This is a genomic window from Amycolatopsis umgeniensis (assembly GCF_014205155.1).
In the GTDB taxonomy this organism is placed as follows: Bacteria; Actinomycetota; Actinomycetes; order Mycobacteriales; family Pseudonocardiaceae; genus Amycolatopsis; species Amycolatopsis umgeniensis.
This window is the reverse complement of the sequence record NZ_JACHMX010000001.1, coordinates 5,945,260-5,957,907: the sequence shown is the minus strand read 5'-3', so window position 1 is coordinate 5,957,907 and position 12,648 is coordinate 5,945,260. Positions and strand designations below refer to the sequence as shown.

Genomic DNA, 12,648 nt, shown 5'->3' with positions numbered 1-12,648 from the left:
TCCTATAGGATTTATGATCCGAAGGGCGACCGGATGAGACGCGTGCTTGTGCTGGCCCTGATGGGAACGCTGCTGGTGGGAGCGGTGACGCCGGCTTCGGCGGCCCCCACGCCGTTCGCCGGGCTGAGTGCCTTCTTCGACAACGCGGGGTCCTCGAACCTCGACGGCTTCGGTCACGGCCTCTCCGCCGAAGCGCTGAGCCTGCGTGGCGTCAGCCCCGGCGCGCTGATCTCGTCGCACGGCACCCGCTTCACCTGGCCGACGGCCTCGCCCGGCGCCCGGGACAACGCCACCGCGCAGGGCCAGACGGTCGGCGTGCCCGGTTCGTCGGACCGGCTGGGCTTCCTGGTCACCGCGACCGGCGGCCGGTCCGTGAGCGGCACCGGCACGATCACCTACACCGACGGGACCACGCGGCCGTACCGGATCGGCAGCCCGGACTGGGCGGCCCCGGTACCGTCCGGCGTCGCCCCCGCCATCAGCATGCCGTACCGCAACGGTCCCGGCGGCAAGGATGTCCGGCAGGTCAACGTCTACCACGCCGACGTCGCGATCGATCCACAAAGGACGGTCCACCGGGTGCGCCTGCCGGACGCGCCCGCGCTGCACGTCTTCGCGGTCGCGCTCGCCGGTCGGCCGAATCTGGCGCTGGGCGCGCTCGCCCGGCAGTCTTCGGACGCGTTCGGCTCGCCCGCGAGCCGGGCCGTCGACGGCGACACCAACGGCGTGTACGCGAACAACTCGATCACGCACACCGGCTCGGATCGCCACGCCTGGTGGCAGGCGGATCTCGGCGGGGCCGCCGCGATCGACACCCTCGAACTGTGGAACCGCACCGACTGCTGCGCCGAACGGCTCACCGGTTTCCGGGTGTTCGTCTCCCCCGAGCCGCTCGATCCCGCCGTCCCGCCCGAAGAACAGGCGAAACGGCCGGGTGTCTGGTCGAGCCACCACTCGGGCCCCGCGGGCGCGCTCACGATCCTGAAACCGGGCACGACCGGCAGGTATGTCCTGGTCCAGCTCGACGGAACAGGGAACCTCTCGCTCGCCGAGTTGCGGGTCTTCGGCCGCGCCCAGGCCGAGACAGGCTGGGTGGGCACTTGGGGGACGTCGCAAGCCGGCCCCGCCTCGGCGGGCTACGCGGGTTACTCGATCCGCAACGTCGTGCACACCAGTGTCGGTGGAAACCGCGCCAGGGTCACGTTTTCCAACAAGTTCGGCACCGCTCCCCTGACCCTCGGCGCCGCCACCGTCGCGTCGCGCGGGTCCGGTGAGACCGCCGACGCCGTCCCCGGTTCCGTGCGTCGGCTGACCTTCGCCGGTCAGCCGACGGTCACCGTTCCGGCGGGCGACGACGTCACGAGCGATCCGCTGGACTTCGCCGTCCCCGAGGACGCCGACCTGCTGGTGACCACGTACACACCGGATTCGCCGGGCGTCGCGACGCACCATCCCTCCGCGAGCCAGACCTCCTTCCTCGCGCAAGGCGACGTTTCGGCGGCCGAGTCCGGCGCGCGGTTCACCGAGCGGACCGGTTCCTGGTTCTACGTCGAGGAGATCGACGTCCAGGGCGCCCCGGCGGCCGGATCCGTGGTGGCTTTCGGGGACTCGATCACCGACGGCGGCTACTCGACGAGCGGGGCGAATCATCGCTGGCCGGACTACCTCGCCGACCGGATGAAGGTCCTGCCCGCGGCACAACGGCGAGGTGTGCTGAACTCCGGCGTGAGCGCGAACCGGCTGCTGCTGGACGGCGGCGACGTCCCGATCCTCCGAAGTGGACTGTCCAGGTTGGACGACGACGTGCTGGACCGCACCGGCGTCCGGACCGCGATCGTCCTGATGGGGATCAACGACCTCCTGCAGACCCCGCGCCAGAACGATCCGGCCGCGCTCGCGGCGGGCTACCGGAATCTCGTGGACCGACTGCACGCCAAGGGAATCAAGGTCATCGGCGCCACCTTGACGCCGTTCAAGGGCTGGTGGGGCCACGACTCCGGACTCGAAGCCACCCGAACGGGGGTCAACGAGCTCATCCGGTCCGGCGGGATCTTCGACGGCGTCGCCGATTTCGACGCCGCGGTGCGCGATCCCGCCGATCCCTCGGCCATGCGGCCCGAATTCGCCGCCGAAGACAAGCTTCACCCGTCCGACGCGGGCAACGAGGCGCTCGCCGCCGCGATCGAGCTCGCCGGGCTGTGAGCCATATACTCCCGGCGGAGGGGGTGTGGACCGTGTCGGAGCGGCTGACCAAACTGCCGGGCAGGCAGGTGCTGGCGGACGGCGTCTACGAACGCCTGCGCGCGCTGATCATGAACCACGGCATCGCCCCCGGCGACCGCGTCAACATCGACGAGATCGCCCGCGAACTCGACGTCTCGGGGACGCCGGTACGGGAAGCGTTGGCGCGGCTGGAATCCGAGGGACTCGTCAGCCGTCTTCCGCTGCGCGGCTACCGGGTCACCGAACTGCTCACCGCGCGGGAACTCACCGACCTGTACGAACTGCGCCTGCTGCTCGAACCGGTCAGCGCGGCCAAGGCGGCGGCCAGGATGACCACCAAGGCGGCGCAGGAACTGCGGGCCGAGCTGCGGACCTGCCCGACGGCGCCGGTCGGCGACAGCTACGAGACGTACCGGGCACTGACGTCACACGACGATCGGCTGCACACCCGGATCCTGCGGCTGGCCGGCAACACCGCCGTCGAGCAGGCTTTCGCCCGCACCCACTGTCACCTGCACGTGTTCCGGCTCAGCTACGACCGGCCGTTCGGTGTGCAGACCATCGAGGAACACCGGGCGATCGTGGTGGCGCTGATCGCGGCCGATCCCGAAGCCGCCTCGGCGGCGATGGTGCACCACCTCGAAACGGCCCGGGATCGGCTGCTCTCCCGCTACTGAACGGGCTACTCCTCGAAGCCCTCGTCACCGCCGTCGAAGACGTCTTCCATGACCTCGCCGAGGATCATGCCGCCGACCACACCGGCCGCGGCACCGGCGACCACGCCGCCCATCCCCGGGCCGCGCCTGCCGTGCCCGCCGTGGTGACCGTGGTGGTCGTAATCGTGGTCGTGGTGCCCCTGGTGCCCGCCGAACATGGCGTGCCCGCCGCCGGACTCGGCGACCTTGGCCAGCCAGCCGTCGATCGCCGCGGTCCAGTCGGTGCGCAGGGCCTCCTCGTGCGAGACGTGGAAGCGTCCGAAGGAGTCACCGCCGGAGCGGAACATGCCACCGCGTTTGTCCGCCTCCAGCACCACCACCAGCTCGTCCGGGCTCGCGACGAAGGTCAGTTCCACCTGGCTGACGCGGCCGGCGTAGCGCGACGGCGGGAAGAACTCGATCTCCTGGAAGAAGCCGAGCTCCTGCCGGACACCGTGCAGGCGCCCTGCCTCGACGTCGGCGCTGCGGAAGGAGAAGCCCAGCTCGCCGAAAGCCTCCAGCACCCGATCCTGCGAGTCCAGCGGCCCGACCAGCAGTGGGTCGAGGTCTCCCTTGTCCGGCGCGCCCGCGATGACGAGTTCGGTCCGCACGCCGACGACCATGCCCGGCAGCTCACGTCCGCCGACCGCGCTGATCGGCGTCTCCCACGGCAACGCGATCTGGAACGGAACGGTGGTCAGCTGCCCCGCCGTCACCTTCACCTTCCGGCCCGCGCTGACCCGCAGGAACTCCGCGGTCCCGGCGCGCTCGTGATCGCCGTGCTCGACCTCGACCCGGGTGACCAGCGAAAGCAGGATCTCCTCGATCTGCGCGTCGCTCGAACCGCCCTGGATGCGGACCTGGCCGGTGATCACCTCGCCGGGCACGGCGTGCGGTGAGTCGAGCACGGTGTCGACGGACGGGCCGCCGACCCCGAAGGCGCTGAGCATCCGTTTGAACATCAGGGATTTCCTCCGCTGGGTACTGGAACTGGGGTGCCGCGAAAGCGAACACTTCGACTACTACCGAGATCCGCCGCGGCGCGCCAGGAAAACCGGGTTGAAAACCCCTAAACGGGCGCGGCGTCACTACCTTCTCAGATCGGCCTGACGGACGTCGTGCAGGTGGATGACGACGTCGTAGGAGCGCCCGAGCGAGATGGGCGCCGGGTCGACGGGGAACTGCGTGCCGATCGTGCGGGTGGGCCGGGCGGTGTCCAGCCAGGCGCGCGCGGCGGGCGGCGCGGTGCGGACGTCGAGGTAGAAGTCCTCGAACCGGACCTGGTCCAGAGCGTGCTCGTTCGAGCCCGCGGGCGCGGCGGGCACGGAGAACCGCTTCCAGTCGCCGCCGACCGCCGTGTCCTTGGACAGGAAGGAACCCCTGTCGAAGCTGAAGCCGATCGGCAGGTAGTCCCGGCCGAGCGTTTCGCGCAGGAAGGCGCCCTGGGTCTTCGGGTACAGCCCCGGGTTGTCGGTGACGTAGGAGACGTGACCGTTGTGCGCGGACAGCAGGATCTTGTGCCCGGTCCGCTGCTGCCACCAGGCGACGTTCTGCGCCATCGCCTTGTCGCGCAGGATCTGCGCGGTGGGCAGCGACTTCGGATCCGTGAGGTCGACGGCGAGGAACCGGGCGGTCTGCGCGACGAACCGGGCGTGCTGCCCTGTCCAGTCGTAGGGGTCCGCGCCCATCAGGCCTTTGACCAGCTCGAAGGCCTGTTCCGCCTGGGTGGCGAGCCGTTGCCGTTCGCCGAGCGGCTTGCGGAGGTAGGCGAACGCGTCGTCGATCGGACGCAGCCCTGTGTACAGCTCGTTGAGCCTGGGCAACGCCTTCGGGTGGTGCTGCCGCACGTAGCCGGTGATCCTGGCGAAGAACGCGTCGTTCACCGACGGCGCGCCGAGGTCGTCGCCGACGAAGTGCACGGTGCGGCCGGGATGCGCGCGGTTGTAGTCGCGCATCCACCGGATCAGGCTCACGAACTCGTCGCGATCCCACGGGGAACCGGTCAGCGTCCGCTTCGCGATTTCCCGGGCGTCACCCCTGCCCGTCTGCACGTACTCGTCGATCTCGAGACCGGCGGACCAGCTCAGTTCCAGCGCGAACGCCCGGAACCCCTTCTCCTCCACGAGATGCCGGAAGACCCGCTCCTTCATGGTGAAGAACTCGTGGGAACCGTGCGTGGCCTCGCCGAGGCCGACCACCTTCGCGCCGCCGATCATCGCGCCCAAGGCCCGCAGGTCGGCGGTGTCCCGGCCCGGCTCGGTCGAGCGCAGCGGATGCGCCACCCGGTCCAGCGACCGCACCGGATCCCGCCGGGCCCCGGCCGTCTCGGCCGCGCTCGCGAGGGCCGGGCTCGCCAGGGGAGCGAGCACCGCGCCCGTCACCACCACCGCGGCCGCGAGCACTCCCCGTCTGCCCCAGCGCTTTTTCGTGTCTGCCATGTCGTTCGCCCCTTCGGTCGATGTCCAGGCGATCATCGCCCGCGCATCGACGGCGGCGCGCTGTAGCAGAGCCCCCACTTCGGATGGGGGAAAACCCCACCCCGCGAAAAGCGGATGGACCCCCACCGCCGGGGTGTGGGTCCCGGCGGCGGGAGTCCACCCGCGTTTATCTCCCTCCGCAGCGGTCGTTCGTCACTCCGCGCGCCACAACGCGGGCGTGTTCGGCGGCTCCCAGCCGGGCTGGGCGGTGTGCCCCTGCAAGCACACGAAACCGCGACCGCTGTAGGTGACCCGGGCGCCCGCGGAATAGCCGGTTCCCGCCGCCCAGGTCGTCCCGCCGGGCGGGTTGGAGGTCGAGGTGGGCGGGTTGGAGGTCGTCGGGTTCGAGGTGGTCGGCTGCGACGTGGTCGGCCGGGTCGACGTCGGCGTCTGCGGCACGTTCAGCACGAAGTCGAACGAGGCCTGCTTGCCGGGCGGCTGGTCGCGCACCGTCATCAGCAGCCTCGGGTCGAAGATCGTGTCGGTGTTGTTGCGCGGCTCGTTGGGGAAGTAGAGCTGCGTGGTCAGGATCGGCCTGCCCGGCGCCTGCACCTTGACGTGGATGTGCCGCGTACGGCCGGGGTACAGACCGGGCACGATCGTGCTCAGCGAGAACGCGCCCTGGTCGTTCGTGAACTGGTGACCGCGGAAGGTGTACCCCACGTTGTCGTAGTTGCCGTTGACGTCGGCCTGCCAGAAGTCCAGCAGTGCCCGCGCGATCGGCAAGCAGCCGAGACCGAAGACGAAGCCCGAGACGGTGAGCCTCGTGCCCGGCGTGCTCCCCGTGACCAGCGAGGTGCGCTGCGGCGAGTTCGGCTTGAAATAGGGACCTTCGGTCTGCGGAATGGTCGGGTCGTCGCCGTCGTCACAGGTCGGGGTCAGCTCGGGTACCTGCCCGCTCGCGACGGTGGTGCGTGCGAGGGCGGGGCCACCGATCAGCGCGACCGGGGCCGCGACACCCGCGATGAGCGCGGCCTTCAGCACAGTCTTTCGGCTGAGCTTGTTCTCTTCGTCCATACCTGCTCCTCGTGGGGCTTCGGGAATCACCCTCGACGGTATGGAGAAGATCAGCTGCGGACGATGGACTGAGGTGGTCAGTCGTGGTGAATCTCGGGGGCGGCGTCTCCGGTCCGGCGATAATCTCCGGGGCTCAACCCCGTTTCCCGTCGGAAGAACCGGCAGAAATAAGCCGGATCCGCGAATCCGACCCGGCTGGCGACCTGCCGCACGGTGAGATCGGTGCCGAGCAGGAACCGTTTCGCCTCCCGAGTCCTCGCCTCGCGCATCAATTGCGCCGCCGTCCGGCCGGTCGCCGTTTTCACCGCGTCCGTCAGGTATCCCGGCGTGACACCGATCCGTTCCGCGAGCGCGCCCACCGACCAGAGTCCGAGATCGGGCCTGCCGAGCAGCCGCGCGAATTCCGTTCCCACCGCCTGTGCCCTGGCGGGCGGGCGCGGATCCGCCAGCCCCGGCAGCCTTCCCGCCCGCACGATCAGCACGTGCATCAGGGCACGCAGCACCGAATCGGTACCCTGCCCGCCACAACGGAATTCCTCGTCCAATTCGGCGACCAGCCGCGCCGTCTCCTCGGCCGCGCGTTCGTCGAGCCGCCACGGCTGCTGACTCAGCCGCCGCAGGGTTTCGCGATCCGCCGGATGTTCGAGCAGGAAGTCGTCGGTGAACAACACGACGAATCCGCTGAGATCGCGGGCATCCCAATGATGTACCTGCCCCGGTGTTATGACCGCGAGTTGCGGCGGCCCCAATTCCCAGCGCGTGAAATCGACGACGTGGTCACCGGCACCGCCGGTGACGTGGACTATTTCGTAGAAAGTGTGCCGATGTGGGAAAGCGGCCCTCGACATCGGCCCGATCGTGTCGAAGGTACCGACCGTGAACGGCAAGGCGTCCGGCGAGCGGACCTCCAGCCGATGCAAGGGCAATTCCCCCGCCTTCGGTTTCAGGCAAGGCGTCCTGGGCAATACCGTCGTTCCGCGCATGGACAGGTCCCTTTCACCACGCTGGGGAATAAAAAGTCTAGACCAATCCGGGTCCGCTGACTGCCAACGGAAGTCGCATATGACCGCCCGGTACAGTCGGATCATCGACGCACGTCCGAAGGGTCACCGAGCGATGTCTCCAGTCACGTCGCGCGGTCGGGCCTGGTGGTCGGTCGGCGCGTTCGCCGCCCTGGTGCTGGCGTGCGCCGTGGCCTGGGCGACGGCGGGTGATTCCCACAGTGACCTCGAGATCTACCGCTTCGGAGTCGACGAACTGTGGAGCGGCGGCGACCTCTACGGCGCCTTGCCGCTTTCCGAGGCGGGCATCCCGCTGCTGTTCATCTACCCGCCGTTCGCCGCGCTGGCGCTCACCCCGCTGGCGTCGGTGCCCTGGACCGTCGCGGTGCTCCTGCTGTTCGCGCTCAGCCTGGCCGCGCTGGGGATCACCTTCCACGCGATCGTCCGCACGCTGTGGCCGTCCGGGGACAAGCGGAAGGCGCTGCTCGTCGCGTCGCTGGCGATCACGCCGGCGCTCTTCCTCGAACCGGTCCGCCAGACGCTCGGCTTCGGCCAGATCAACCTGCTGCTGATGGGGCTCGTCGCGGCCGACTGCCTGCTGGCGCGGGGCCGCTACCGCGGTATCGGCGTCGGCCTCGCCGCGGCCATCAAGCTGACACCCATGGCGTTCGTGCTGTTCTTCCTGGTACGCAAGGACTTCCGTGGCGCGCTGACCGCGATGGGGACGTTCGTGGCCGCCTCGGCCGTCGCGTTCGCCGTCGCCCCGGAGGCCTCCGCGCGTTACTGGTTCGGCGGGCTCGCCGGAGCGTCGGGGATCAGCGGCACCTCGTTCCACACCAACCAGACCCTGCAGGCGGTGCTCGCGCGGTTCGGCGCCGAGTCCGCCAAGCCGCTGTGGCTCGTCCTCACCGGCGTCCTGCTGGTGCTGGTGACGCTGACGATGCGCCGCTCGGCGGCGGTGCCGGCGCTGCTGCTGAACGCGACGTTCGCCCTGCTCATCTCGCCGACGTCGTGGTCGCATCACTGGGTGTGGATCGCCCCGGCGCTGTTCACCACCGCCGCTTGCGCGGTGCTCCATCGCCGGGATCGACGGCGGGCGGTGGCCTGGCTCGCCGCCACCGGGATCGGCGCCACGATCTTCGTCGCGGCGCCGTTCCGGTACTTCCCCGCCTTCGACCGGCCGGGCCAGACGTGGACGACCGCCCAGCAGTGGCTGGGGAACTGCTACGTCCTCGCGGGCCTGATCTTCCTGGTCGTCGCGGGTGCGCTCGCGCTGCGGAAGGGATCCCGATGCTCGACCTGACCGGCACCACGACCCTCGTCACCGGAGCGAGTGGCGGCATCGGCCAGGGCATCGCGCTGCGCTTCGCCGAGGCGGGCGGCGCGGTCGCCGTGCACTACCACCGTGACGAGGCCTCGGCGCTCGCCGTCGTCGAGCGGATCCGAGCGGCGGGCGGCACCGCCACGGCCTTCGCCGCCGACCTCACCGACGACGACGCGTGCCGACGGCTCGTGGCCGCCGCCGCGGCCTGGACCGGTCGGCTGGACACCCTGGTCAACAACGCCGGCGTGCAGCCGGTCGAGCCGTTGCCGGGGATGTCGGCGGAAAGCTGGCAGGCCGTCCTCGACGCGAACCTCACCAGCGCGTTCTCGTGCACGCAGGCCGCGGCCGAGGTGATGGACGGCGGCAGCGTCATCCACATCGCCTCGATCGAGGCGGACCGGCCCGCGCCGGGGCACGCGCACTACAGCAGCGCGAAGGCCGCGCTGGTCATGCACGCGCGCGCCGCCGCGCTCGAATACGGCCCCCGGGGTATCCGCGTCAACAGCGTCTCCCCCGGTCTCATCGACCGTTCCGGACTCGACGACGCCTGGCCGGAGGGTGTCCGCCGCTGGGAACAGGCCGCGCCACTCGGCAGGCTCGGCACCCCCGGCGACGTCGCGAACGCCTGCCTGTTCCTCGCCTCACCGCTCGCGGGGTGGATCACGGGACACAACCTGACCGTGGACGGCGGCGTATCCGCCCATCCCACCTGGTAGACAACTCAGCGTGACCTCTGTCACACGCTCCGGAATGAGCCGATTCCACTCCGGAATTGCCCATCACGCCTTCGGGTGGGAAGCGCGGCACTCTTCATCAAATCTGATGGCGATTCCGGTGACGGATTGTCGATCACTCGCTGGTAAACGATTGCCGTACCCGCCCGTGTGTGTTCCTTGCTGTCACGCACATCGACCGTCCCGCTGCTACAGTCCGTTTCGTCCGGCGCGGTTCGTTTTCCTCTGAATTCCCGGTCATTTCCCACGATTATCCCGCCGATTTCCGGCATTTTCCTCAGAAAAGGCACCACTTGACGGATCTCAACCACCCGTGGAGCGTCACCGCGTTCCTCGGGGCCGACGCCTGCCTGCTCGATTCCGTCCGCGAACTCCGCGCGCGGATCCTGTTCGACCGCGGCCGCCGTCCGGCCTTTCGCCGGGCGGACGGCTCGCATACCGATGACCAGGACCTCGACTTCGGCGCCTGGCATTTCATCGCGCGGCAGCATCCGGACGGCCCGCCGCTCGGCTACATCCGGCTCTCCACCCCGGCCACCGGCGACAACTTCCAGTCGCGGAGCTACCTCGGCGCCGGACGGTACGAGGATTTGCTGGCCACACAAGGTGTCGAGCCAGGTCGCGTCTTCGAGCACAGCAGGCTCGTCGTCGAGCACCGATCCCGGAAACTGGGGCTCGGACAGTACCTCAACGCGCTCGCGATCGGCGCCGCGCACCACCTCGGCGCCCACGCCATGATCGGCACGTCGGGCACGAAGGACGGCCAGGACCGTTTCCACGAGCAGTTCGGTTTCCGCGCCATGCCGGGCACCCGCCGTTATGTCGAGCAGTACACCGAAGACGTGGTGATCATGTTCCACCTTGCCGCCGACGGCGGTGGACGGCACCACGACCTCGTCACCCGGCTCCGGGACGAATTCCCGCGGATCGCCGCCTCCGCTCCGGCCGCGCTCACGGGCGGTTCGCCGTCGGGAAGGGCCGCGCCCGCCGCGCTCGCCGACGTCTCCGGACCCGATCGCGACCGGTGGCGGCCGACCCTGCTCGCACCCCGCGATCCGGAGGATTTCGCGGCCCTGACGGCATTGCTGGCCACCGGTGACGTCCGCGAGGTCCACGACACCATCGACGAACAGCTCGCCGAACTGATCCGCAGCCGCGAACCGTCGTGCCGGGACGCGGCCGAAATCGAGGACAGGAAACGGGAACAGCTCGCCGGACTGGCGAACTGGGAGTACGGCACGTGGGCCTGGTACCCGTGGTCGCGGCGGCTGGTGCACATCCTGCCGCGCGACGAATTCCGGCTCGTGCGCACGGATCGCAACCGCGGCAAGGTCGACCGGCCCGAACAACGCCGCCTGCTCGGCAAGCGCATCGGGATCATCGGTCTCTCGGTCGGCAACAGCGCGGCGCTCACGTTCGCGCTCGAAGGCATCGGCGGCGCCTACGCGCTGGCGGACTTCGACGATTTCAGTCTGTCCAACCTGAACCGGCTGCGCGCGGGCGTGCACGAACTCGGGGTCAACAAAGCGGTCCTGTCCGCGCGCCAGATGTTCGAGATCGACCCGTACCTCGACATCGAGATCCACCGCGGCGGCTTGACCGAGGACAACATCGAGGCGTTCTTCACCGGCGGGATCGACCTCCTGATCGAGGAGTGCGACACCCCGTGGGTCAAGGTCGCGGCCCGCGAATACGCGCGTGACCTGCGCATCCCGGTCGTCATGGACTGCAACGACCGCGGCATGCTCGACGTCGAACGCTTCGACCTCGAGCCGGACCGGCCGCTGCTGCACGGCCTGCTCGGCGACATCAAATCCGTGGACGTCGCCGAGCTGAGCCATCAGGAGAAGGTCGACCTGATCCTCGCCATGGTCGACGCCCGCCGGATCAGCCCGGAGCTGGCGGCGTCCTTCGGCGAACTCGGCCGCACGCTGAGCAGCTGGCCGCAACTGGCCTCCGGGGTCGCGCTGGGCGGCGCGCTCTGCGGCGAGGCCGCGCGGCGCATCCTGCTCGGCCTGCCTTGCGCGTCCGGCCGGTTCTACACCGATCTCGACCGCCAGCTCAGCCCGGAGCGGAGCACCGTCACGTGACCCCGCTACCCGTGCGGATCGCCGGCACCGGCGTCCACCTGCCACCGGACGTCGTCACCAACCGGCGGCTCGCCGAAACCCTCGACACCTCCGACGAGTGGATCGTCAACCGCACCGGGATCCGGGAACGCCGTTGGCTGGCACCGGATCTCGCCACCTCGGACATGTGCGTGGCCGCCGCGCACCCCGCGCTCGCCGCGGCGGGGTGCGCGGTGAGGGACGTCGACGCGATCGTCGTCGCGACCTACACCTACGACCAGCCCCTGCCCTCGACGGCCCTGATCGTCAAGGAAGCGCTCGGCGCTTTCCGGGCGCTCACCTTCGACATCACGCAAGCGGCCTGCGCGAACGGTGTCCAGGCACTGTTCCTCGGCTCCCTGCTGGTGCGCACCGGTGCGGCGCGACGGGTCCTGGTGATCGCGGCCGACAGCGCGTCCCGCGTGACCGATCCGGAAGACCGCACCACCCGGGTCTTCTTCGGCGACGCCGCGGGCGCAGCCGTCCTGACCGGGGCGACGACGCCCGGCACCGGACTGCTCGGCTGGGACTTCGGCGCCGAACTGTCCTACGACGTCGAGATCCCGGCGGGCGGCTCGCGGCAGCCCGCCGGCGCGACGACGTTCGCGGACAGGCGGCACTACCTCAAGATGAACGGCCGGACCGTCTGGGACACCGCCACCCGATGCCTCCCGGACAGTGTCTTGAACGCCACCGCCAAGGCCGGGCTGACCGTGGACGACGTGGCCCATTTCTTCCTGCACCAAGCCAACCTGAACATCGTGCGGGCGGCGATGGACAAACTCGGCGTACCCCGTGACCGCGCGCCGATCACCGTCGACCGGCTCGGCAACACCGGCTCCGCGGGCGTGTTCACCGTGCTGCACAAGGGTTTCTCGGAGGGCACCGTGCGGCCGGGTGACGCTTTCGTGGTCTCGGCGATCGGGGCGGGGTTCCAGTGGGGCACTCTGTGCTTCCGGGCTTAAGGGGCCTTTAGCCGGATGTTCCCAATGTCGCATTCGAGACGCTCAGCGTCTCGAATGCGACATTGGGAACATGGCCGGTGCAGGCGACCTCGGCACAGAACATA

At 69.8% G+C, this 12,648-nt stretch carries 10 protein-coding genes; 6 read left to right on the top strand and 4 right to left on the bottom strand.

Translation table 11 applies throughout. The features are described from left to right. The first annotated feature begins 33 nt into the window (after positions 1-33). Together HDA45_RS28205 and HDA45_RS28200 are read left to right on the top strand one after the other, a co-directional pair. Positions 34-2,202, top strand: coding sequence for a GDSL-type esterase/lipase family protein (locus tag HDA45_RS28205; RefSeq protein ID WP_184900325.1), 2,169 nt, complete (start codon positions 34-36; stop codon positions 2,200-2,202). 32 nt (positions 2,203-2,234) lie between these two features. Next, positions 2,235-2,900 (top strand): FCD domain-containing protein, encoded by a 666-nt coding sequence (locus tag HDA45_RS28200; protein ID WP_221471250.1) that lies wholly within the window; start codon positions 2,235-2,237, stop codon positions 2,898-2,900. Positions 2,901-2,905: 5 nt separating this feature from the next. Here the strand turns inward: HDA45_RS28200 and HDA45_RS28195 are convergent, their stop codons facing one another. From HDA45_RS28195 to HDA45_RS28180, 4 genes are all read right to left on the bottom strand, one after another. Beyond that, positions 2,906-3,880, bottom strand: coding sequence for a sporulation protein (locus tag HDA45_RS28195; protein WP_184900323.1), 975 nt, complete (start codon positions 3,878-3,880; stop codon positions 2,906-2,908). A 126-nt stretch (positions 3,881-4,006) separates the two neighbouring features. Continuing rightward, positions 4,007-5,356, bottom strand: a complete 1,350-nt coding sequence (locus tag HDA45_RS28190) for an erythromycin esterase family protein (RefSeq protein ID WP_184900321.1) — start codon at positions 5,354-5,356, stop codon at positions 4,007-4,009. 192 nt (positions 5,357-5,548) lie between these two features. Next, on the bottom strand, positions 5,549-6,412 hold the full coding sequence (locus tag HDA45_RS28185; protein ID WP_184900319.1) for a dioxygenase family protein: 864 nt from the start codon (positions 6,410-6,412) through the stop codon (positions 5,549-5,551). Positions 6,413-6,489: 77 nt separating this feature from the next. Beyond that, the gene (locus tag HDA45_RS28180; RefSeq protein ID WP_184900317.1) at positions 6,490-7,395 is read right to left on the bottom strand and encodes an AraC family transcriptional regulator; all 906 of its coding nucleotides are present in this window, start codon (positions 7,393-7,395) and stop codon (positions 6,490-6,492) included. 133 nt (positions 7,396-7,528) lie between these two features. On the opposite strand from HDA45_RS28180, the gene HDA45_RS28175 reads away from it, so the two are divergent. From HDA45_RS28175 to HDA45_RS28160, 4 genes are all read left to right on the top strand, one after another. Beyond that, positions 7,529-8,716 (top strand): glycosyltransferase 87 family protein, encoded by a 1,188-nt coding sequence (locus tag HDA45_RS28175; RefSeq protein WP_184900315.1) that lies wholly within the window; start codon positions 7,529-7,531, stop codon positions 8,714-8,716. Beyond that, entirely contained in the window at positions 8,704-9,453 is a 750-nt protein-coding gene (locus tag HDA45_RS28170; protein ID WP_184900313.1) for an SDR family NAD(P)-dependent oxidoreductase, read from the top strand. The genes HDA45_RS28175 and HDA45_RS28170 overlap by 13 nt, the downstream gene beginning before the upstream one ends. A gap of 311 nt (positions 9,454-9,764) precedes the next feature. Then, entirely contained in the window at positions 9,765-11,561 is a 1,797-nt protein-coding gene (locus HDA45_RS28165; RefSeq protein WP_184900311.1) for a ThiF family adenylyltransferase, read from the top strand. Next, complete coding sequence (locus HDA45_RS28160) at positions 11,558-12,544, top strand: beta-ketoacyl-ACP synthase 3 (protein ID WP_184900309.1); 987 nt, start codon at positions 11,558-11,560, stop codon at positions 12,542-12,544. Before HDA45_RS28165 ends, HDA45_RS28160 begins: the two co-directional genes overlap by 4 nt. Positions 12,545-12,648 lie beyond the last annotated feature (104 nt).

Excerpts from the sequence above, each read along its gene's own strand:
- HDA45_RS28205 (WP_184900325.1), top strand. The coding sequence starts at position 34 with ATGAGACGCGTGCTTGTGCTGGCCCTGATGGGAACGCTGCTGGTGGGA.
- HDA45_RS28195 (WP_184900323.1), bottom strand. The coding sequence starts at position 3,880 with ATGTTCAAACGGATGCTCAGCGCCTTCGGGGTCGGCGGCCCGTCCGTC.
- HDA45_RS28190 (WP_184900321.1), bottom strand. The coding sequence starts at position 5,356 with ATGGCAGACACGAAAAAGCGCTGGGGCAGACGGGGAGTGCTCGCGGCC.
- HDA45_RS28185 (WP_184900319.1), bottom strand. The coding sequence starts at position 6,412 with ATGGACGAAGAGAACAAGCTCAGCCGAAAGACTGTGCTGAAGGCCGCG.
- HDA45_RS28180 (WP_184900317.1), bottom strand. The coding sequence starts at position 7,395 with ATGCGCGGAACGACGGTATTGCCCAGGACGCCTTGCCTGAAACCGAAG.
- HDA45_RS28175 (WP_184900315.1), top strand. The coding sequence starts at position 7,529 with ATGTCTCCAGTCACGTCGCGCGGTCGGGCCTGGTGGTCGGTCGGCGCG.
- HDA45_RS28170 (WP_184900313.1), top strand. The coding sequence starts at position 8,704 with ATGCTCGACCTGACCGGCACCACGACCCTCGTCACCGGAGCGAGTGGC.